Origin of the sequence: Krasilnikoviella flava (assembly GCF_900167525.1) — a bacterium.
In the GTDB taxonomy this organism is placed as follows: domain Bacteria; phylum Actinomycetota; class Actinomycetes; order Actinomycetales; family Cellulomonadaceae; genus Isoptericola; species Isoptericola flavus.
Window position 1 is genome coordinate 218,184 of the sequence record NZ_FUZQ01000003.1, and the last position, 19,202, is coordinate 237,385.

The following is a 19,202-nucleotide window of genomic DNA, read 5'->3' on the forward strand; positions in this document are numbered from 1 at the left end:
ACGCTCCCCGATGATTCGGGCCCGCCCGCGCCGTCCACCCGTCCATGACACGGAGCCCCGCGACGCCGAGCCCCCCGACCTCGGGTGTCGGCCCCGCCGACGGCGACGCCCTCGGCCCCGAGCGGTACGCCGAGGTCCCGGCGGGCTCGCCGTCCGGTGGCGTGCGCCTCTGCTACCAGGCGGTCGGCGACCCGGCCGCCCCGACGGTGCTGCTGATCGGCGGCGTCGGGTCGTCGATGGACTGGTGGCCGGCCGACCTGTGCTCGGCGCTCGCCGAACGCGGCCGCCACGTGGTGCGCTACGACCACCGCGACACCGGTCGCTCCACCACCTGCCGGCCCGGCGCACCGGACTACACCGGCCGCGACGTCACCGAGGACGCGCTGCACGTGCTCGACTCCTTGGGTGTGGATCGCGCGCACCTCGTGGGCCTGTCGATGGGCGGCGCCATCGCGCAGGAGCTCGCCCTCGAGCACCCCGACCGGGTCGCGTCGGCCACCCTGGTCTCCACGACGCGCGCGTTCTCGGCGCCGGGCGACGCCGCCCTGCCGCCGTCCGCCCCCGAGCTGCACGGGCTCTGGGACGGCCCCTCCCCCGACCCCGGGGACACCGCCGCGCTGGTGGAGGCCGCCGTCGCCGAGGACCGTGCGCTCACCGGCCGGGGCGTGTTCGACGAGGCGCGCACCCGCGCGATCGCGACCCGCGCCGTCGAGCGGTCGATCGACCCGACGGCCGGCACGAACCACTTCGCCGCGGACCCGGGCGCCCCGTTCGTGGGCACGCTCGCGGACCTCACCGTGCCGACGCTCGTCGTGCACGGCACGGAGGACCCGCTGTTCCCGGGCCACGGGGCGGCGCTGGCGGCGGCGATCCCCGGCGCGCGGCTGCTGCTGCTCGAGCACATGGGTCACCAGGCGCCGCCGCCGTCGTCGTGGGACGTGCTGCTGCCGGAGCTCGTGGAGCACACGCGCAGGTAGCGGGGCGAGGATGGCGTCATGTCCTCCATCACGCTGACCACCTGGGGCCACGCCGGCGTCCGCCTGGAGCGGGACGGGCGCGTGCTCGTCGTCGACCCCGGCACGTTCACCGACCCCCGCATCCTCGACGGCGCCGACGCGGTGCTGATCACCCACGAGCACGTCGACCACCTGGACGTGCCCCGCGTGGCGCCGGCCCTCGCCGCCGACCCCGCCCTGGAGCTGTGGGCGCCGCGGCCGGTGGTCGACCAGCTCGAGGAGGCGGGCGCCCCCGCCGACCGACTGCACGCCGTCTCCGGCGGCGACGCCTTCACGGCGGCCGGGTTCGCGGTGCAGGCGCTCGGGCAGCGGCACGCGACGATCCACCCGGACATGCCCCCGCCGGAGAACGTCGCCTTCCTCGTGGACGGCGCCGTGCTGCACCCGGGCGACTCGTTCACGCCCGCCCCCGAGGGGACGTCCGTGCAGGTGCTCACCGTGCCCGTGGCCGCGCCGTGGCTCAAGCTGGGCGAGGCCGTCGACTACGTGCGACAGGTGGCGCCCCACGTCGCCGTCCCGATCCACGACGCGATACTCAGCGACGCCGGCCGCGCGCTGTCCGACCGCGTCGTCGGCGGACTCGGCGGCGTCGAGTACCGCCGCCTCGCCCCCGGCGAGAGCCTCGAGGTCCCCGCGGCCTGACGGCACGTGGGTCGAGCCTGTCGGAACCGTCGGTCGAGCCTGTCGGAATTGTCGGTCGAGCCTGTCGAGACCAGGTTTCGACAAGCTCAACCGGCGAGTCGGCGCGTCGGCACGACGTCGGCGAGGGGCGCCTGCAGCTCGGCCGCGCCGCCGGCGGGGCGGAAGCCCAGCGCCACGTTGATCGCGAGCATCGGGGCGTTCGTCTCGTTGTTCCACGTGGAGATGCGGCGGGTGTCGGGGCGCAGCCGGGTGTGCTCGCGCAGGTTCACGGCCTTGAGGAGCATGCCCAGCCGGTGCCCGCGGTGCTCGGGCAGCACCACGGTGCTCTCCTGCTCGGTGAACTCGGGGCGGTCGGCGTCCCAGATGAACAGGGTCATCCCCGCGAGGGTGCCGGTGGGCACGTGCTCGGCCACGGTCACCAACGCGCCCTGCCCGCGCTCGGCGCGCTTGGCCTCCTCGATCCGGACCCGCTGCCCGTCCCACTGCTCGGCCTCCAGTGCGAGGCCGCCGTTCGGCTCGTCCTCGGACAGCCGCTGCTCGAGGGCGGCGAGCTGCTCGACCCACGCCTCGGGCACCGGGTCCTGCCAGGTGTGCAGGCGGTAGGCGTCGCCGGCCCGGGCCGCGGCGTCGGTCGCGAGCCTCTCGACGACGCCGTCGGGCAGCGGCACCTCGAGCACGGAGCGGCGCGCGACGATCTCCAGCCCGAGCCCGGCCCGACGAGCGAACCGCATCCCGGGCAGGTCGGCGGAGACGTGGCCGTCGCCCTCCCGGGGGGCGAGCGCGTCGGGCGCGCCCGACGGCGGCTCGGCGGCGAACTCGACCTCCGCGAAGACGGTGGAGCGGCACTCGGTGAGCGCGACGCGGCGCAGTCGGTCCGCGATCGCGGAGCCGATGCCCTGGCCGCGGTGGGAGGGCAGCACGGCGATCCGCACGACGGCGAGGTGCCGGTTGTCGGTGACGGGGAGCGTGAGGACCCCGTGCCCGACGACGCGCGGCACCGCCCCGGGAGCGTCGGGACCGACCTCGACCGCGACGAGCCGGTGCCGCCGCAGGTGCTCCTGGTGCAGGTCGCCGACCAGGAGGTCGACGGCGCGCGGCGGAAAGTCGTCGTGGCCGAGGTCGGCCAGGCCGACGACCCGTTCCAGCGCGGCGATGCCGTGGTACGCCCAGGCCTCCGGGACGTCCAGCGTGCCCGGCCGGGGCGGGTCGACGAGGCGCCACGTCGGCGGGGCAGCGGGGATGCTCATGCGCCCACGGTGCGCCGCCGGCGGGTTCGGCGTCACGCCTTTTCCGCGGGCTTCCGTCGCGAGCCGGGCGTCGCGGCGCGTAGGGTGCCTGACCGTGACGACCGATTCCCCGCTGCCGGTGACCACGGGCCGCCTGGTCCTGCGCGCGCACCGCGCGGAGGACCTCGAGCCCCTGCTCTCCTACTACGCCGACCCCGAGGTGGCGCGCTACCTCCTCGAGGAGCCGTGGACGCCGGACGTCGCCGAGGCGCAGCTCGCGAAGCGGCTCGCCCGTACTCGGATCGACGAGCCCGGCTCCGCCCTCGCGCTGATCGTGGAGCACGACGGGCAGGTCGTCGGCGACGTCTCCCTGTGGACGACGGGCGACACCATGTCCCGCGGCGAGATCGGGTGGGTCTTCCATCCCGACCACACCGGCCAGGGCTTCGCCACCGAGGCCGTGCGCGCCGTCCTGGGCCTCGCGTTCGACTTCTACCGCATGCACCGCGTCGTCGCGCAGCTCGACGCCCGCAACGACGCCTCCGCCCGCCTGTGCGAGCGCGTCGGGATGCGGCGCGAGGGACACCTGCGTCAGGACTGGTGGTCCAAGGGCGAGTGGACGGACACGCTCGTCTACGGCGTGCTCAAGGGTGACCGCGCGGCCTGACGCCGCCTCCGGGCGGCGTCGCCCGACAACCTTTCCCGCGCCGTCGGCGTCTATGTCCCGTGAACACACGAGACAGGCAGCACCCATGACGGCCGACGGCGCCGTGCCGCTCGTCGCCGAGGCGAGCGCCGAACCGTTCCGGGTCGTGGCGGCGGGCGAGACCCCGGCGGACCGCTTCACGGCGTTCGCCGCGGCCAGCACGCCCGCCCTCTCCCGGATCGCGTACCTCCTGTGCGGCGACGAGCACCGCGCGGGCGACCTGGTCCAGCTCGCGCTGGAACGGACCTACCGCGCGTGGGGGCGGGTCGAGGACGGCGACCCCTTCGCGTACGCGCGCCGCGTGATCGCGACGACACGCATCGACGGCTGGCGGCGCACCCGCCACGACGTGCTCTCCGACCCCGCCGACCTGCGCCCCGCCCCCGTGCCGGACGCGACGCGGACGGTGGTCGACCGCGACCGGCTCGTCCGCGCGCTGCGGCAGCTCCCCGAGTCGCAGCGGCGCGTCGTCGTCCTGCGCCACCTGCTCGACCGTTCGGAGGCGCAGACCGCGGACGAGCTGGGCATCTCGACCGGCTCGGTGAAGTCGAGCGGGTCGCGCGGCCTGGCGAGGCTGCGCGAGCTGCTCGGCGCCGACGGCAGCAACCACGACGTGACACCGACACCGAAGAGGAAGGGGACGGTCCGATGACCCTCCAGGACGATTTCGTGACCGAGCTCCAGCACGCGGCCGACCGGGTCGAGCCGGTCGCCGCGCTCGACGGCGCGGCGATGGGCCGCCGCGCCGTCCGCCGGGTGCGGGCCCGGCGCGCCGCACTGACCGGCGTCGGGGCGCTCGCCGCCGTCGGCACCGTCGCAGGGGTGTGGCAGGTGACGTCGACGGGCGGGGTCGTGGGCCCGGCGTCGTCGCCCGACGTGCCGGACGGGTGGACACCCGTGGCCGTCGGCGGCGTGCGGCTCGCGGTGCCGCCCGGGCTCGAGCCGAGCCGCCGTGCCGGCGTCTGGGAGCAGGGTCCGGACGACGACGGCGGAGACTTCGTGCAGGTGCAGCCCGCGGGGGCGGACGCGCCGCTCGTGCCGCCGGGCTCCGGGCTGACGCCGGTGGACGTCCGCGTCCCGGGGGCGGAGTCGGCCCGGTATGTCGTCGAGGAGCACGGCGACGACCCGACCTTCGCCCAGGACTTCCTCGGGAGGCTCCAGGTCACGCTGGAGTCGGGGGACGTGGTGCAGGTGTCCCTGGTCTGGGTGGACGGCGGCGAGGGCGAGGAGATCTTCGCCGACCTCGTGGCGTCCGTGTCGGCGGACGAGGACTCCGCCCCCCTGCCGGACCCGGACGGGGAGGCCGAGCTGCAGCCCCTGGACGGGTTCGCAGCGGGCGTGCCGGCGGGCTGGGAGGAGACGTCGTTCGCCGGCCTGGAGTACGCCCTGCCGCGTGGCTGGGCCGCCGACGAGAGCGTCGCCGACGCGTTCCCCGCCGGTGAGCGGTCGCGGTCCGCGAGCGCCGACGGCTCGGCCGCCATGACGGTGGCGCTGTCCGACGGCTTCGCGCGATGGCCGGAGTCCATCGCGTCGTCGCCGCTCGACCCGGCGTCCACGTTCCCGCTGGACGGCGCGGACGTGGTCCAGGTCGAGACAATGACCGCGGACGGCGTCGACAGCACCACCGCGCACGTGCGGCGCGAGGGCGGGCGCGGGTACATCGTCACGCTCGAGACCCCCGGCGACGCCGACGGGCGCGCCCTGACGCGGCAGCTCCTGGGCACGCTGGGCTTCTCCGCCGAGGCGGCGACGGTGCCCGGGCCGGAGGACCTGCCGGAGTTCCAGACGACGGCCGTCCCGGACGGGTGGCGGGCCGCGACCGTCGGCGGGGTCGGCGGGGGCGCGCTGCGGCTGGCTCTGCCGGGCAGCTGGTCGGAGGGCCCCCCGCCCGACGGCGTCGACTGGGCGGCGAGCGGGCCCGATGAGACGGTCACGGTCATGGCCGCGGCCGGCGACGTCCTCGACACCGCCCCGGCTGCCGGGTACCGGTACGACGTCCCGGGCGCGGACGCCGTCGCGCTCCAGGTGGGCGACGACACCACGGAGAACGGACAGCCGTGCTTCCTGGGAACGGTGGAGCTCCGCCGGGGCGACGACGCGGTGGTGCTGTCGTACTACGGGCCGCGCGGGGAGGCCTCCCACGAGCGGTTCGCCAGCATCGTGCGGTCGCTCCGGCTGTCCGGCAGCTGAGGCGGCGGACCGGTCGTCGACGTAGCGCTTCCTTCTCGTCCCTGCGCAGGACGGGAAGGAAGCGCTACGTCGACGGCCGCCGCTCAGCGGTGCTCGACGTGCTCCGCGAGGAACTCACCCCACGTCTGCTTGCCGACCGCGCGGTCGGGCGCGAGGTTGCCGCCCGCCGCGTACGCCCGCGACGCCGCACCTGGCACGCGGACCGGCATCGTGGGACGCCGCGACCCGACGGCGTCGAGGTAGTCCCGCACCATCCCGCGGAACGTGAGCACCTCCGGCCCGGCGACATCGGGCACGCGGCCCTGCGGGTCGCCGAGGGCGAGCTCCACCAGGCGCGCCGCGACCTCGTCCGCCGCGATCGGCTGCGCCCTCCAGCCGGACGGCGTGGGCACCACCGGCAGCTTCGCGAGCGCCCGGGCCGCGATGAGCACCAGCTCGTGGAACTGACTGGCGCGCAGGTTGCTCCACGGGATCCCGGACTCCTCCAGCACGCGCTCCTGGGCGAGCTTGCTCTCCATGTAGCCGAGGGCGCGCCGGTCGAAGCCGGACCGCACCGGCACCTTCTCCGCGCCCACCACCGAGATGTTCACCAGGTGGGGCTCCGCCCCGGCGTCCCGGACCGCCCGGACCAGCGCCGTCGCCATCGGCTCGTTGTGGAGCTGGTCGCCGGCAAGGTGCACGACCACCTCCGCGTCGCCCACGGCCTGCGCCAGACCCTCGCCCGTCGCCCAGTCCGCGACGACGTACCGCGCACCGTCGCCCTCCGCGTGCGGGCTGCGGCTGACCACCCGCACGTCCGCGCCCGTCCGCACCAACCGCGGCACCACAAGCCTGCCGAGGTGCCCCGTACCGCCGGTGACCAGGATGCGTGCCATGCCGTCCTCCTCCGTCGTCGCGCGACCACCGCGCGTCCTGCACCTCCGACGAGGCGGCGGGCGGGGACGTGACCGCGGCTCAGACGGCCGGGTCCTGAAGGCGGGGCAGGGTGGCGACGAGGGTGTCGCGGATGTAGGTCAGCTCCGGCGTCGGCTCCCACTCGGCGTCGGTCTCGTCACCGTCGCCGGCCTCCGCCCACTCGCCGGCGGCGTCGTCCTGCGGGGTGCTGTAGACCCACCACAGGTTGTTCCAGGGGTCGACGAAGCGGGAGAACACCTCGCCGAAGAAGTCCGTCGGCTCCGTCACGACGTCCGCGCCACCGGCCAGCGCCCGCTTGAGCACCGCGTCCACGTCGTCGACATAGACCTGCAGCAAGGACGGGGTGAACGGCCAGCCGGGCTTGCGCTCGCCGAACATGATGGTGGTGCCGCCGATCTGGAGCTCGGCGTGCAGCAGCAATCCGTCGTGGTCGACGGTCCGTGCGTCGGGGTGCTCGACGCCGTCGAACACGTCGACGAGGAAGAGGATGAGGTTCTCGACGTCGCGGCTGATGATGAACGGGTTGATCGTCGAGAATCCTGAGGGGACGGCCATGGTGGCTCCTTTCGTCCCCGCCATCACACCCCGTGGGCAGGGGCCCGGTCTTGAACGAGAACGTCACCCGGCGTCGGGCCGTCGGCGGGCGGCGGCCGCGAGCACCGCCGCCGGGGTCCGCCCGCGGATGAGGCGCAGGCTACGGGTCAGGTGCGCCTGGTCGGCGAACCCCGCCCGCGCCGCCGCCTCCGCCGGCGCGACGCCGGCCTGCAGGAGGGCGTATGCCCTCTCGGCCCGCCTGACCTGCTCCACCTGCCCCGCCGTCAGCCCGACGGTGCGCCGGTAGCGGCGCTGCCAGGTGCGCGGGGACGCGCCGTCCCGGTGCCCGTCCAGCGCCGCGCGCACGCCCTCGTCCACGCCCAGCGGGCCGAGGCGCACCATCTCGTCCACCCAGTCCTCGAGCTCATCGAAGGCCGGCAGCGTCGTCCACCGCTCCCCGAGCCGGACCTGCCCGGAGCGCACCGGCAGGTCGACGGTGGCCCCGAGCACCGGCTGCTTGTCGAGGCCCGTGACCACCACGAACGGTGCCAGCTCCACGCCCCAGTAGCTCTCACCCGCGACGCTCTTCGTGCTGCGGGCGCTCATGCTCGGCCCGTCGAGTTCGCCGCCGAGGCTCCCGTCGGCGCGGCGGATGAAGGAGATGCCCCAGTACTCCGAGCCCGCCACGAGGTACTCCCCCTGCTCCTCCACGATCGCGCGCCACACCGTGCGCACCGCAGGGGTCGAACCCGGCCGCTCGAGCCACATGGCGTCACGGTATCGCCGGTCGTACGCCACCCTCGGGGTCGAGCGGGAACCGGCGCCGCAGCACGATCCTCTGGACCAAGGTCCACGCCACCGTCACCAGGAGGTACAGCCCCGCGGCGAGCGGGACGAAGCAGGCGACGACGGCGGTGACGAACTGCAGCGCTCCGAGCACGCGCTGCATCCCCGCCGCCCCGGACGGCCCCGCGGTGACGGCGGTGACGGCGGTCGCCGAGGGCACGGCGAGGCGGCCGCCGGGCAGTGCGGCGCGCCGCGTCAGCTCGCCCACGAGAGCGACGGCGAGCACGAGCGCACCGAGGACGGCCACGGTCGCGACGGCGGGAACGCCGGCGGACAGCGTGCCGACGAGGCTGGTGCCGAGCGGCACCCCGAACAGCGTGTGGCCCAGCAAGGCGTTGGCCTGCCCGGCGACCTCGGCGTGGACGAACACGGCGTAGATGACCCCGACCACCGGGGCCTGCAGCAGCATCGGCAGGCAGCCGGCCAGGGGCGTGGTGCCCTCGTCGGCGTAGAGCCGCATCGTGGCGCGCTGCAGCGCCTCAGGGTCCTTGCGGTGCCGCCGCTGCAGCTCGGCGATTCGGGGAGCGAGCCGCACCCGGGTGCGCTCGGCCCGCGCCTGCGAGACCCCGACGGGGATCAGGGCGGCGCGGACGGCGAGCGTCACGGCGACGACGGCGGCCGCAGCGGCACCGCCGCCGAGGGCCGGTTCGAGCAGGTGGGACAGGCCCATCAGGGCGTGGTACGCGCCGCCGAGCACGGCGGCGACAGGGGGCAGGGCAAAGAGATCCATGGGGTGTCCTCGGTCGAACGGTCGGGTTCGCGTTCGCCGAACACCCCGCGGGCGTGCGGGGTCGCCGCGCAGCGCACGACGTCGCGCCGTCCGGGCGAGGGACGGTCAGGGCAGGGCCCGAGGGGTGATCAGCCGGCGAGGACGCCGGGAGCACGCGGCCGGGGACGGCCGGGCGCGTGGGGATCGCTCTGGGTGACGAGAGGCGGCACCTCGGCGCCGCGCCGCACGACGGGCGCGGTCACGGGCACCAGTCGCGGGCCGGTCGCCGTCGCGCGGGCCACGAAGCTCAGCGCCATCGCGACCAGGCCGGCGGCGCCGACCAGGAGGAGCAGGGTCGTCAGTGTCGGCGTGCCGAGCAGGACCGCGAGCGACGACGACACGTCGCGCGCCAGCGCGAGCAGGACGTCACTCATGCCGTCTCCCCTCGTGGACCTCGGGCCGTCCCGTCACGATAGCGCGCGCTCGTCAGGTCTCGTCGGCGAGCCGGGCGAACGCGGCAAGCGGCCCGGCGAGCACGCCGCCCTCCACGGGCAGGGTCACCCCGGTGATCCACGCGGCGTCGTCGGACGCCAGGAACGCGACGGCAGCAGCCACGTCCTCCGGCTCGCCCACGCGACCGAGCGGGTACATCGGCGCGAGGCGGTCGGGGCCGCCCTGGTCGTCCCAGACGCGGGTGCGGACGGTGCCGGGTGCGACGACGTTGACGCGCACGCCGTCCGGCCCGAGCCGGACGGCAAGGTTCCGGGCCAGCACGCCCAGCCCGGCCTTCGCGGCGGAGTACGCGTCGCCCCCGAACGCCGCCAGGCCGTTGACGGACCCGACCAGCACGACGGCGCCGCCCGGGCGCCTCAGGTGCGGCGCGGTGGCGCGCAGCACGCGCGCGGGCCCGGCGAGGTTGAGGTCCACGGTGGCCGCCCAGTCGTCGTCGGTGCCGCCGTCGAGCTGGTCCGGGTGCGGCAGCGCGCCGCCAGCGACGTTGACCACCACGTCCAGGCGGCCGCGCCGGGCGACGGCGGCCTCCACCGCCGCATCGACCGATGCCGGGTCGGTGAGGTCGCAGGTCACCACGAGCGTGCGCTCCCGCGCGGCCGGCTCGAGGGTGGCCGCCGTCTCCTCGGCCGCGGCCGTGTCGACGTCGGCCAGCACCACCGCCGCGCCCTCGCCGGAGAGCCGGCGGACGACGGCGGCGCCGATGCCGTGCGCGGCCCCCGTCACGAGCGCGACGCGCCCCGCGAAGCGGTCCATCAGGCGCCGACGTAGTCCGCCAGGTGCTCGCCCGTGATGGTGGACCGGGCGGCCACGAGGTCGGCCGGCGTGCCCTCGAAGACGACCTTCCCGCCGTCGTGCCCGGCGCCCGGGCCGAGGTCGATGATCCAGTCCGCGTGCGCCATCACCGCCTGGTGGTGCTCGATGACGATCACGGTCTTGCCGGCGTCGACCAGCCGGTCGAGCAGGCCGAGCAGGTTCGCGACGTCCGCCAGGTGCAGGCCGGTGGTGGGCTCGTCGAGGATGTACGTGCCGCCCTTCTCGCCCATGTGCATGGCGAGCTTGAGCCGCTGCCGCTCGCCGCCGGACAGGGTGTTGAGCGGCTGGCCGAGCTTCACGTACCCGAGCCCCACGTCCTCCAGGTGCGCGAGGATCTTGTGCGCGGCGGGGATCTTCGCCTCCCCCTCGCGGAAGAAGGCGTGCGCCTGGGCCACGGACAGGTCGAGCACGTCGGCGATGTTCTTGCCGCCGAGGGTGTAGTCCAGCACCGAGGCCATGAACCGCTTGCCGCCGCAGTCCTCGCACGGCGTCTCGACCGTCTCCATGAACCCGAGCTCGGTGTAGATGCGCCCGTTGCCCTTGCAGGTGGGGCACGCGCCCTCGGAGTTCGCGCTGAACAGGGCCGGCTTCACGCCGTTCGCCTTGGCGAACGCCTTGCGGATCGGCTCCAGCAGGCCGGTGTAGGTGGCGGGGTTGGAGCGGCGCGATCCCTTGATCGCGCCCTGGTCGACGACGATCACGCCGTCGCGCCCGGCGAGGTTGCCGTGGATGAGGGAGCTCTTGCCGGACCCGGCGACGCCGGTCACGACGGTCAGCACGCCGGTCGGGACGTCGACGTCGACGTCGCGCAGGTTGTTCTGCGCCGCCCCACGGATCTCGAGGGTGCCGGACGGCGCCCGGACCGACTCCTTGGTGCTCACGCGGTCGTCCAGGTGACGGCCGGTGAGGGTGTCGCTGGCGCGCAACCCCTCGACCGTGCCCTCGAAGCAGACGGTGCCGCCGTCGGTGCCGGCGCGCGGGCCGAGGTCGATCACATGGTCGGCGACGGCGATCGCCTCGGGCTTGTGCTCGACGACGAGCACGGTGTTGCCCTTGTCGCGCAGGTCCTGGAGCAGCGTGTTCATCCGCTGGATGTCGTGCGGGTGCAGGCCGATGGTGGGCTCGTCGAAGACGTACGTGACGTCGGTCAGCGCGGAGCCGAGGTGCCGGATCATCTTGGTGCGCTGCGCCTCGCCGCCGGACAGCGTGCCGGCCGGACGGTCGAGCGAGAGGTAGCCGAGGCCGATGTCGACGAACTTGTCGAACAGGTGCAGCAGGCTCCCGACCAGCGGGGCGACGCCCGGGTCGTCGACCCCGCGCGCCCAGGCCGCGGCGTCGGAGATCTGCATGGCGCACACGTCGGCGATGCTGGCGCCGTCGACCTTGGCCGACCGGGCGGAGTCGTTGAGGCGCGTGCCGTCGCAGGCCGGGCACGGCACGAACACGGCCGCCCGCTCGACGAACGCGCGGAGGTGCGGCTGCAGCGACTCGGGCGCCTTGCTGAACAGCGACTCGCGGAGCTTGGGGATGAGGCCCTGGTAGGTCATGTTCATCCCCAGCGCCTTGATCTTCCCCTTCTCCTTGAAGAGGAAGTCGTGCCGCTCGGTCTCGGTGAAGTCGCGCACCGGCTTGTCGCCGTCGAGCAGGCCGGTCTCGGAGAAGCCCTTCACCATCCAGCCGTCGGCCTTGTAGCCGGGCACGAGGATGGCGCCGTCGCGCAGCGACAGCGACTCGTCCACGATGACGGACAGGTCCAGGTCGGAGATCGTGCCGCGCCCCTCGCACTCCGGGCACATGCCGCCCAGGTACACCTGGTTGCGGACCACCTTCTTGTCGACCTCGCCCCCGGCCTTGTCCGTGCTGAAGACGCCGCTCGCCGTCGAGGTCGGGATGTTGAACGAGAACGCGGTGGGCGGCCCCACGTACGGGTCACCGATGCGGCTGAACAGGTGGCGCAGCATGGCGTTCGCGTCGGTGACCGTGCCGACGGTGGACCGGACGTTGGCGCCCATCCGCTCCTGGTCCACCAGGATCGCGGTGGTGATCCCCTCGAGGACGTCGACGTCCGGCCGCGGCAGGGACGGCATGAAGCCCTGCACGAACGTCGAGTACGTCTCGTCGATGAGGCGCCGCGACTCGGCGGCGATCGTCGCGAAGACCAGCGAGCTCTTGCCCGAGCCCGACACGCCCGTGAACACGGTCAGCCGGCGCTTGGGGATCTCGACGTCGACGTCGCGCAGGTTGTTCTCGCGGGCGCCCTGCACGCGGATGACGTCGTGCGCGTCGGCGGTGTGCGACGTCGTCGCGGCGCGGGACCCGGCACGGGACTCGGTGGCGGTCACGGTGGTGCTCCTTCGATCGTGGTGGCGCGGTGACACCGGTGGGCGGGCAGGTGCTGTCGATGTCGCCGCGCTCACACGCGGGTGAGAGGCAGGTGCGGAGAGGTCGGCAGCGCGACGTCGACCACGTCCCCGGGGCGGACCGTCCCGCCGCGCGAGACGATCCCCATGACCCCGGCGAGCCGCTCGACCTCGCCGTCGTCGCGACGGCGCAGCACCTGCTTGAGCAGGCCGGGCCGGAAGTCGTTGATCTGCTGGCAGGGGTTGCGCAGGCCGGTGACGGTCACGACGGCCTCGCCGATCGTCAGCCGCGTGCCGACGGGCAGCCCGAGCAGGTCGATCCCGCGGGTGGTGACGTTCTCCCCCAGGTCCCCGGGCGCCACGTCGTGGCCGGCGGCGGCGAACCGGTCGAAGAGCTCGGCGTGGATGAGGTGGACCTGGCGCAGGTTCGGCTGCGACGGGTCGGCGGCGACCCGGCTGCGGTGCTGCACGGTGACCCCGGCGTGCGCGTCGCCTGCGACCCCGACGCCCTCGATCAGGACCACTTCGTCGACAGCCGGCTTGCTGAAACCATGGACGCCGCTCGCGTGCACCGAGACGACGCGCGCCGTCGTGCCGGACGACGGGGTGGTGGTCGAGGGGTCCGTGACGGTCACCAGGGGATCTCCTTCGGTCGGGCGTCAGCCGTGCAGCTCGGCAAGAGCCTTGTCGATGCGGCGGGCCCGTGTCGAGGCCTGCTTGGCGCCGTCGACGTCGAGCACGAGGCGGCGCCGGCGACCCGGGGGAAGGGAATCGTACGCCGTACGGGCGACAGGGTCGGCGTCGAGCGCCCGGGCGAGGTCCGCGGGCTCGACGACGACGCGCGGCTCGGTGTCGAGCGCCAGCTCGACCTCCACCTCCGTGCCGACCTCGAGGCCCGCGGCCTCCCGGTTCGCCCGGCTGAGGCCGAGCAGGTGCCGGCCCCGCATGATCGCGACGCGGCTGCGCCAGGTGTGGCCGTGGACGGTGATGACGACCGGTGGCCGGGCTCCCCCGCCGAGGGCCTCGACGACCTCCGGCGGCACCTCGAGCCCCTTCATCTTCTCGGCGGGCTCGACGACGGCACGGAACCTCATGACCGCTCCTTCGCTCTCGGTGGTGGTCCTGGTGATCCGCGGGATCCCGGGCACGCACACGTCAGGCCCCGGCCGGGACGAGCCGGACCACCGGGTATTGCCGGTCGCTCTTGCGCTGGTGCTTGTCGATGGTCGGCGCCGCCGCCGCGATGGCCGGCCACGCCCGGGCGCGCTCCGCGTCGTCGAGCACGTGCGCCGTCGCCGGCGTGACGGCGCTGCCGTGCACCTCGAAGGCGACCCGCTCCGGGTGCGCCGCCAGGTTTGCGAACCAGCCGGGGTGGCGGCTGCCGCCGCCCGAGGCGACCACGAGCCGGCCGCCCGCGCCGTCGTCGAACCAGGCCAGGGGGTTCTCCCGCGCCTCGCCCGTGCGGCGGCCGACCGTGTGCAGGACCAGCAGGTCCATGCCCATCATCTGCCCGCCCTTGCGGCGGATCTTCTTCGCCGTGCTGACGTTGGCCCGGCGCTGGATCCACCGGGACAGCGCGCCGGGGGTGCCCTTCGGGCGCCGCGCCTCCTGCGTCTGCTGCGAGGTCACGGCACTCACCCGACCTGGTCGATGCGGACCATGTTGCCCGCCGGGTCGCGGAAGGCGCAGTCGCGCACGCCCCACGGCTGCTCGGTGGGCTCGGAGACGACCTCGGCGTCGGCGGCCTGGAGCTTGGCGAAGACGCCGTCCAGGTCCTTCGTGCCCAGGATGATCGACTGGTAGCTGCCCTTGGCCATGAGCTCGCGGATGGTGCGGCGCTCGTCCTCGGTGACGCCGGGGTCGGCGGCGGGCGGGGTCAGGACCAGGCGGGTCTCGGGCTGCGCCGGCGAGACGAACGTCAGCCAGCGCATGTCGCCCTGGCCGACGTCCTGGACCAGCTCGAAACCGAGCAGGTCGCGGAAGAAGCCGAGGGAGGCCTCCGGATCGGTGTGCGGGAGGAAGGTGGTGTGGATGGTGATGTCGATGTCGCTCATGGCTTTCACGCTAGGTGGACGTCCACGGCCGGCGCTTCTCGATTCCTGACCGGTCGCGTCGCCTGCTTCGTGACGCACGACGGCAGCTCCCCCGCTCCCGCCGTCCGCGCCCGCCGCGCGTACTCGCTGGGCGACATCCCCACCAGCTCCGTGAAGCGCGTGCTGAACGTGCCGAGCGACGACGACCCCACCTCGAAGCACACCTCGGTGACGCTCAGGTCCCCGCGCCGCAGCAACGTCATCGCCCGCTCGATACGCCGCGTCATGAGGTAGCTGTAGGGCGACTCGCCGAACGCGGCCTTGAACTGCCGGCTCAGGTGCCCGGCTGACATGTGCACCCCGCGGGCCAGCGCCTCCACGTCGAGGGGCTGCGCGAACTCCCGGTCCATCCGGTCGCGCACGCGCCGCAGCAGCGCGAGGTCGCGCAGACGGTCGGCGTCGCTGCTGGTCACGGTGCGATGCTTCCACGGCCCGCCGACACCCGCCTGCCGGTCCCCCCGTTCATCCCCCGGCTCCTGCACGGCGGAGCAGGTGTCGGCGCTCGACCTCGTTCGTGGCGAGCTCGGCCGCCGCGGCGAAGGCAGCCGACGCCTCCGTGGCACGACCGAGGTCTACGAGCTCACCGATGACACCCTGACCATCTGGGCGGGAGCCAAGGGCAGTCCTGCGTACTTCGAGGGAACCTTCAGCGCGGACGGTCGCACGCTCGACGGCGAGTGGGTCTACCCGGGCGGAGGTGGCTACCGCTCCGTGATGACCCGGCGCTGACCACGGTCGCGGCCACCGCACATCTCGCCCGCCCGGTTCACACCGCAGGCGCGACCCGGGCGTGCAGGTGCATGTCGTGCCAGCCGTCGAGGTGGCGCACCGACTCCCGCAGCACGCCCTCGGCGGCGAAGCCCGCCTTCTCGGCCACGCGGCACGACGGCGCGTTGTCGACCGAGTGCACCAGCTCCAGCCGGTGGAACCCGATGTCGAACGCCCACGCCGCGGCCACGTCCAGCGCGGCGGGGGCCACGCCTCGGCCGCGCGCGGCCGCGGCCGTCCAGTACGCGACGGCGCCGACGCCGTGCGGGTCGAAGGTCTTGACGGCCATGCGCCCCAGGACCACGCGGTCGTCCCGGGCGTCGGCCACGGCCCAGCTCGACTCGCGGCCGTCGGCCCAGCCTGCACGCCATCCGTCGAGCACCTCGCGGGCCTCGTCGTCCGACTCCAGGACGCGCACGTGCCACCGCTGGACCGCCTCGTCCGCGTACACCTCGCGCAGCGCGGCGGCGTCGTCCGGCCGCCACGGCCGCAGCCGCGCACCCACGGCGGGCACGTCGAGCACCGGCTGCGCGGGCTCGGTGAAGGGCGCGAACGTCACGGGCAGCAGTGTGGGCATGCCGCGATCCTGACAGCGTCCCGGGACCGGCGCCAGCACGTCTTCGCTGCTCCGGGGCCTGCCCTGCGCTCCCCGGCCCGGTGCGGTCAGTCCTGGGCCACCGGGTCGACGCGCGTCGTGCGCAGGTGTTCGAACACCACCGACGTGCGGACGTCCGCGACGGCGGTGTGCTGCGTGAGGCGGTCGATGACGAACGCGTACAGCCGGTCGTTGTCGGGGACGGCGACGTGCAGGACGAAGTCTGCCGTGCCCGTCGTGACGAAGACGCCCAGCGTCTCCGGCAGGCCCTGTGCCCAGTCGCGGAACTCCTCGATGACGGCACGCGACGGCGGTCGGATGCGCACCGACACCAGGGCCTGCACCGGCCGGCCCATCGCCCCGAGGTCGACGTCGAGCAGCGCGCCGCGGATCACCCCGCGACGGCGCAGCGCCCGCGTGCGCTCCAGGGCGGTGCTGGGCGAGACCCCGACGGCGGCCGCCACGTCCCGGTTGGTCCGCCGTGCATCCGACTGGAGCTCCCGCAGGATCGCCCGATCAAGTTCGTCCACGGCGTCGATTCTCGCACCCCTGCCGAACATCGTGCGGACTCTCCGCATCAGCGCCGGAAGACGTCGTAGCGTCTCACCCCGACAGCGCACGAACGAACAGGAGAAACCCCTATGACCGGCATCGGGTTCACCCCGGAGGAGATCGACACGGCCACCCCCACCCGCAAGGCGCGGCTCAAGTGGGTCATCGCCGTGCGGGACACGCTGGCGCCCGGGCAGGCGGCGAATGCGGCGATCTGCGTGGCCGCGGCCACGGTGCCGCGGGTCGACGGGCTCCTGGGCCCGGACGCCAAGGACGCCGACGGGTCCGTGCACCCGGGCCTGCCGTGGACCGGCTGCTCGATCGTCACCGCGGACGCCGCCACCCTCCGCGAGATCCGGGCGAAGGCGGCCGCGCACGAGCAGACCTTCGTCGCCGACATGCCCGCCGTCGGGCAGGCCGTCCGGGTCTACGACGAGTACCTCGACGCGGTCTCGCGCACTCCCGTCGACGATGTCGACTACGCGGCCGTCGGGATCATCGGGCCGCGGAACAAGGTGGACCGCATCATCCGGAGCCTGCCGCTGCTCTGACGCCGACCGGGGCCCGGCCGGTCACCCGTGCCCGGCGTGCGCGCCGCGGTCGGGCGCCCGCGGGCCGTACCCGTCGCCGACGACGGTCGACGTCCCGTCGGCGTCGGCGGCGTGCCGCGCGTGCCCGGACAGGCGCTCCGAGCGCCCGGGCCGCGCGTCCGACCCCGGCTCGACGACGAGGAGCTGGCCCATCATCCCCTCGTCCTCGTGCAGCAGCATGTGGCAGTGGTACATGTACGGCAGCACGTCGTCCGTGTAGTCGTCGAACCGCATCAGCAGCCGGTAGGTGCGCCGCGGCTCCAGGTAGACGGTGTCCTTGGGGCCGGCGAGCTCGGGAGGCGGCGCCTGCCCGTCGACCGTCAGCACGCGGAACTGCACGTCGTGCACGTGGAAGCTGTGCGGCATCGGGATGGTGTTGCGCACCTCCCACACCTCCGTGCTGCCGACGGTCGCGACCTCGTCGATGCGCCCGGCGTCCATGCGCTCGCCGTTGATGGTGCGCTCGTCGAGGTCGAACGTGCGGGTCACGGTCGCGTCGTCCTCGTGCAGCGCGTCCTCGGCGGCATGCGTCGACGGCCCCCACGACGGCTCCGGCGACGGCGCGAGCTCGTCCGCCGCGCGCAGCTCGAGCACGTCGAACGCGTCGTTGCCGCCCATCGCGAACGGCGCCGCGACGCCGCCCAGGTCGGCCTCCGACGAACGCAGCCGCGTGGTCTCTCCCGGCTCCAGCGCGACCACCACCTCGGCCCGCTCCCCCGGCGCGAGGCGCACGTGGTCGAGCCGCACCGGCGCGTCGAGCAGCCCGCCGTCCGTGGCGACGAGGTCCATCTCCCGGTCCGCGAGGCCCAGCGAGTACGTGCGCGCCGTCGACCCGTTGAGCAGCCGCAGCCGCACCCGCTCGGTCGTGACCTCCTGGTACGCGCCGGCCACGCCGTTCGTCACGACCGTGCCGCCGAGCGTGCCCGGCTCGCCGCCGTCGTCCTTCAGCACGAGCCGCCCGTCGTCGTCGAGCACCTTGTCCTGCACGACGACCGGCACGTCGTCGACGCCGTACTCCTGCGGCAGGTCGGCGGCGCGCGACGCGTCGTCGTCGAGCAGGAAGAGCCCCGCGAGCCCGCGGTAGACGTGTTCCTCCGTCTCGCCGTGCGGGTGCGGGTGGTACCAGAGCGTCGCGGCGGGCTGGTCGATCGTCCACGCGGGGCGCCACGTGTCGCCGGGCGCGACCGGCTGGTGCGGGCCGCCGTCCATCGCGGCGGGCAGGTGCATGCCGTGCCAGTGCACGCTGGTCGTCACGTCGAGGTCGTTCGTCACCTCGACGGCGACCTTCTCGCCCCGCTCCGCGCGCAGCGTCGGCCCGAGATTCGGGCCGTCGAACCCCCAGGTGGGCGTCTCGACGCCGGGCAGGAGCTCGGTGGTGCCCTCCTGCGCGGTGAGGCGGAAGGTGCGCACGCCACCCGCGACGGTCGACTCCGCGAGCGGCGGGATCGGCAGCTCCCGGATGAACTCCGGCTCGTCCACGGACGTCACCGAGCCGGGGACGGCGCCGCACCCGGCGCCCGCCACCGCGACGACGGCGGCGAGCGCCGTCGCACGCAGCACCGCGCGGCGCGTCGGTCGCGCCGTCATCGGGCGCCGCCGCGCGCCTTCTGGACGCCGAGCGCGACCAGGCCGGCCAGCGCCCCCCAGCCGGCGTCCATCGCCAGGGCGGGGACTGCCGTCCACGCGCCCGCGCCCTCGCCGCCCGGGCCCGCCCCGCCGACCAGCGTCGAGACGAGCAGGGCGACCACGCCGAACGCGAGGCCGGTCATCGTCAGGGTGAGCACCGGGCGGGGCACCCGGCCGAGGCCGACGACGCCGATCCACACGGCCGCGGTGAGCGTGACGATGCCGAGCGCGCGCGGCGCGCCGGTGCCACCGATGCCGGTGAGCCCGGTGAGCGGCCACAGCAGCGCCATCGACGCGAGCCCCGCGACGAGCGGCCACGAGATGCCGGCCGGTGCGGGCCCCGTCGGGGCAGGCTGCTGGGGCTGGTGGGGAGTCTGAGGGTGCTGTGCTGAGGTCATGCCCCGACGATCGCCGCCACGCCGTGGTCGACACATCGGCCCGGAAGCGTCTCTTGCTGTCGCCCCGCGGCGACAGCGACCCTGACCCGTCCCCCACCCCGCGGCACGCT

At 74.7% G+C, this 19,202-nt stretch carries 24 protein-coding genes; 7 read left to right on the forward strand and 17 right to left on the reverse strand.

The genetic code is table 11. The annotated features are described in order from the left end of the window. Positions 1 to 44: 44 nt before the first annotated feature. Together B5Y66_RS08975 and B5Y66_RS08980 are read left to right on the forward strand one after the other, a co-directional pair. Positions 45 to 977: an alpha/beta fold hydrolase gene (locus B5Y66_RS08975; protein WP_079573655.1), complete on the forward strand. Its 933-nt coding sequence runs from the start codon at positions 45 to 47 to the stop codon at positions 975 to 977. Positions 978 to 995: 18 nt separating this feature from the next. Then, on the forward strand, positions 996 to 1,658 hold the full coding sequence (locus tag B5Y66_RS08980) for an MBL fold metallo-hydrolase (RefSeq protein ID WP_139820809.1): 663 nt from the start codon (positions 996 to 998) through the stop codon (positions 1,656 to 1,658). Positions 1,659 to 1,744: 86 nt separating this feature from the next. Here the strand turns inward: B5Y66_RS08980 and B5Y66_RS08985 are convergent, their stop codons facing one another. Beyond that, complete coding sequence (locus B5Y66_RS08985) at positions 1,745 to 2,905, reverse strand: GNAT family N-acetyltransferase (protein ID WP_079574391.1); 1,161 nt, start codon at positions 2,903 to 2,905, stop codon at positions 1,745 to 1,747. A 94-nt stretch (positions 2,906 to 2,999) separates the two neighbouring features. On the opposite strand from B5Y66_RS08985, the gene B5Y66_RS08990 reads away from it, so the two are divergent. The 3 genes from B5Y66_RS08990 to B5Y66_RS09000 all read left to right on the forward strand — a co-directional run bounded on the left by B5Y66_RS08990 (position 3,000) and on the right by B5Y66_RS09000 (position 5,780). After that, positions 3,000 to 3,551, forward strand: a complete 552-nt coding sequence (locus B5Y66_RS08990) for a GNAT family N-acetyltransferase (protein ID WP_245807018.1) — start codon at positions 3,000 to 3,002, stop codon at positions 3,549 to 3,551. Between the two features lie 85 nt (positions 3,552 to 3,636). Beyond that, the gene (locus B5Y66_RS08995) at positions 3,637 to 4,242 is read left to right on the forward strand and encodes a SigE family RNA polymerase sigma factor (protein WP_079573659.1); all 606 of its coding nucleotides are present in this window, start codon (positions 3,637 to 3,639) and stop codon (positions 4,240 to 4,242) included. A gap of 17 nt (positions 4,243 to 4,259) precedes the next feature. Then, complete coding sequence (locus B5Y66_RS09000; protein ID WP_139820810.1) at positions 4,260 to 5,780, forward strand: hypothetical protein; 1,521 nt, start codon at positions 4,260 to 4,262, stop codon at positions 5,778 to 5,780. Between the two features lie 83 nt (positions 5,781 to 5,863). Here the strand turns inward: B5Y66_RS09000 and B5Y66_RS09005 are convergent, their stop codons facing one another. From B5Y66_RS09005 to B5Y66_RS09060, 12 genes are all read right to left on the reverse strand, one after another. Continuing rightward, positions 5,864 to 6,655 carry an SDR family oxidoreductase gene (locus tag B5Y66_RS09005; RefSeq protein WP_079573663.1) on the reverse strand — a complete coding sequence of 264 codons (792 nt, stop codon included), beginning with the start codon at positions 6,653 to 6,655 and terminating at the stop codon, positions 5,864 to 5,866. A gap of 79 nt (positions 6,656 to 6,734) precedes the next feature. After that, complete coding sequence (locus tag B5Y66_RS09010) at positions 6,735 to 7,250, reverse strand: VOC family protein (protein WP_079573665.1); 516 nt, start codon at positions 7,248 to 7,250, stop codon at positions 6,735 to 6,737. A 63-nt stretch (positions 7,251 to 7,313) separates the two neighbouring features. Next, entirely contained in the window at positions 7,314 to 7,997 is a 684-nt protein-coding gene (locus tag B5Y66_RS09015; protein ID WP_079574394.1) for a helix-turn-helix domain-containing protein, read from the reverse strand. 4 nt (positions 7,998 to 8,001) lie between these two features. Further along, positions 8,002 to 8,805: a YidC/Oxa1 family membrane protein insertase gene (locus B5Y66_RS09020; RefSeq protein ID WP_079573667.1), complete on the reverse strand. Its 804-nt coding sequence runs from the start codon at positions 8,803 to 8,805 to the stop codon at positions 8,002 to 8,004. 128 nt (positions 8,806 to 8,933) lie between these two features. Beyond that, positions 8,934 to 9,218, reverse strand: coding sequence for a DUF6412 domain-containing protein (locus B5Y66_RS09025; protein ID WP_079573669.1), 285 nt, complete (start codon positions 9,216 to 9,218; stop codon positions 8,934 to 8,936). Positions 9,219 to 9,270: 52 nt separating this feature from the next. Continuing rightward, positions 9,271 to 10,050 (reverse strand): SDR family NAD(P)-dependent oxidoreductase, encoded by a 780-nt coding sequence (locus B5Y66_RS09030; protein ID WP_079573671.1) that lies wholly within the window; start codon positions 10,048 to 10,050, stop codon positions 9,271 to 9,273. After that, positions 10,050 to 12,452: an ATP-binding cassette domain-containing protein gene (locus tag B5Y66_RS09035; protein WP_079573673.1), complete on the reverse strand. Its 2,403-nt coding sequence runs from the start codon at positions 12,450 to 12,452 to the stop codon at positions 10,050 to 10,052. Before B5Y66_RS09035 ends, B5Y66_RS09030 begins: the two co-directional genes overlap by 1 nt. A gap of 71 nt (positions 12,453 to 12,523) precedes the next feature. Further along, positions 12,524 to 13,105, reverse strand: a complete 582-nt coding sequence (locus tag B5Y66_RS09040; protein WP_079573675.1) for an MOSC domain-containing protein — start codon at positions 13,103 to 13,105, stop codon at positions 12,524 to 12,526. Between the two features lie 24 nt (positions 13,106 to 13,129). Beyond that, positions 13,130 to 13,564, reverse strand: coding sequence for a YdeI/OmpD-associated family protein (locus B5Y66_RS09045; RefSeq protein WP_079573677.1), 435 nt, complete (start codon positions 13,562 to 13,564; stop codon positions 13,130 to 13,132). 61 nt (positions 13,565 to 13,625) lie between these two features. Further along, a complete protein-coding gene (locus B5Y66_RS09050; RefSeq protein WP_079573680.1) occupies positions 13,626 to 14,099 on the reverse strand; it encodes a nitroreductase family deazaflavin-dependent oxidoreductase in 474 nt (157 codons plus the stop codon). Between the two features lie 5 nt (positions 14,100 to 14,104). After that, positions 14,105 to 14,515: a VOC family protein gene (locus B5Y66_RS09055; RefSeq protein ID WP_079574396.1), complete on the reverse strand. Its 411-nt coding sequence runs from the start codon at positions 14,513 to 14,515 to the stop codon at positions 14,105 to 14,107. Between the two features lie 14 nt (positions 14,516 to 14,529). After that, positions 14,530 to 14,976 carry a helix-turn-helix transcriptional regulator gene (locus B5Y66_RS09060; protein WP_245807019.1) on the reverse strand — a complete coding sequence of 149 codons (447 nt, stop codon included), beginning with the start codon at positions 14,974 to 14,976 and terminating at the stop codon, positions 14,530 to 14,532. Positions 14,977 to 15,055: 79 nt separating this feature from the next. On the opposite strand from B5Y66_RS09060, the gene B5Y66_RS09065 reads away from it, so the two are divergent. After that, on the forward strand, positions 15,056 to 15,292 hold the full coding sequence (locus B5Y66_RS09065) for a hypothetical protein (protein ID WP_079573683.1): 237 nt from the start codon (positions 15,056 to 15,058) through the stop codon (positions 15,290 to 15,292). 37 nt (positions 15,293 to 15,329) lie between these two features. Here B5Y66_RS09065 and B5Y66_RS09070 read toward each other — a convergent pair whose 3' ends face one another. Together B5Y66_RS09070 and B5Y66_RS09075 are read right to left on the reverse strand one after the other, a co-directional pair. Further along, positions 15,330 to 15,908, reverse strand: coding sequence for a GNAT family N-acetyltransferase (locus B5Y66_RS09070; RefSeq protein ID WP_079573685.1), 579 nt, complete (start codon positions 15,906 to 15,908; stop codon positions 15,330 to 15,332). 86 nt (positions 15,909 to 15,994) lie between these two features. Then, positions 15,995 to 16,456, reverse strand: a complete 462-nt coding sequence (locus B5Y66_RS09075; protein WP_079573688.1) for an Lrp/AsnC family transcriptional regulator — start codon at positions 16,454 to 16,456, stop codon at positions 15,995 to 15,997. A gap of 111 nt (positions 16,457 to 16,567) precedes the next feature. On the opposite strand from B5Y66_RS09075, the gene B5Y66_RS09080 reads away from it, so the two are divergent. Then, positions 16,568 to 17,029, forward strand: coding sequence for a DUF2000 domain-containing protein (locus B5Y66_RS09080; RefSeq protein WP_079573690.1), 462 nt, complete (start codon positions 16,568 to 16,570; stop codon positions 17,027 to 17,029). Positions 17,030 to 17,050: 21 nt separating this feature from the next. Here the strand turns inward: B5Y66_RS09080 and B5Y66_RS09085 are convergent, their stop codons facing one another. Together B5Y66_RS09085 and B5Y66_RS09090 are read right to left on the reverse strand one after the other, a co-directional pair. Then, entirely contained in the window at positions 17,051 to 18,655 is a 1,605-nt protein-coding gene (locus B5Y66_RS09085) for a multicopper oxidase family protein (RefSeq protein ID WP_079573692.1), read from the reverse strand. Then, positions 18,652 to 19,092 carry a hypothetical protein gene (locus B5Y66_RS09090; RefSeq protein ID WP_139820811.1) on the reverse strand — a complete coding sequence of 147 codons (441 nt, stop codon included), beginning with the start codon at positions 19,090 to 19,092 and terminating at the stop codon, positions 18,652 to 18,654. The genes B5Y66_RS09085 and B5Y66_RS09090 overlap by 4 nt, the downstream gene beginning before the upstream one ends. Between the last annotated feature and the right edge of the window lie 110 nt (positions 19,093 to 19,202).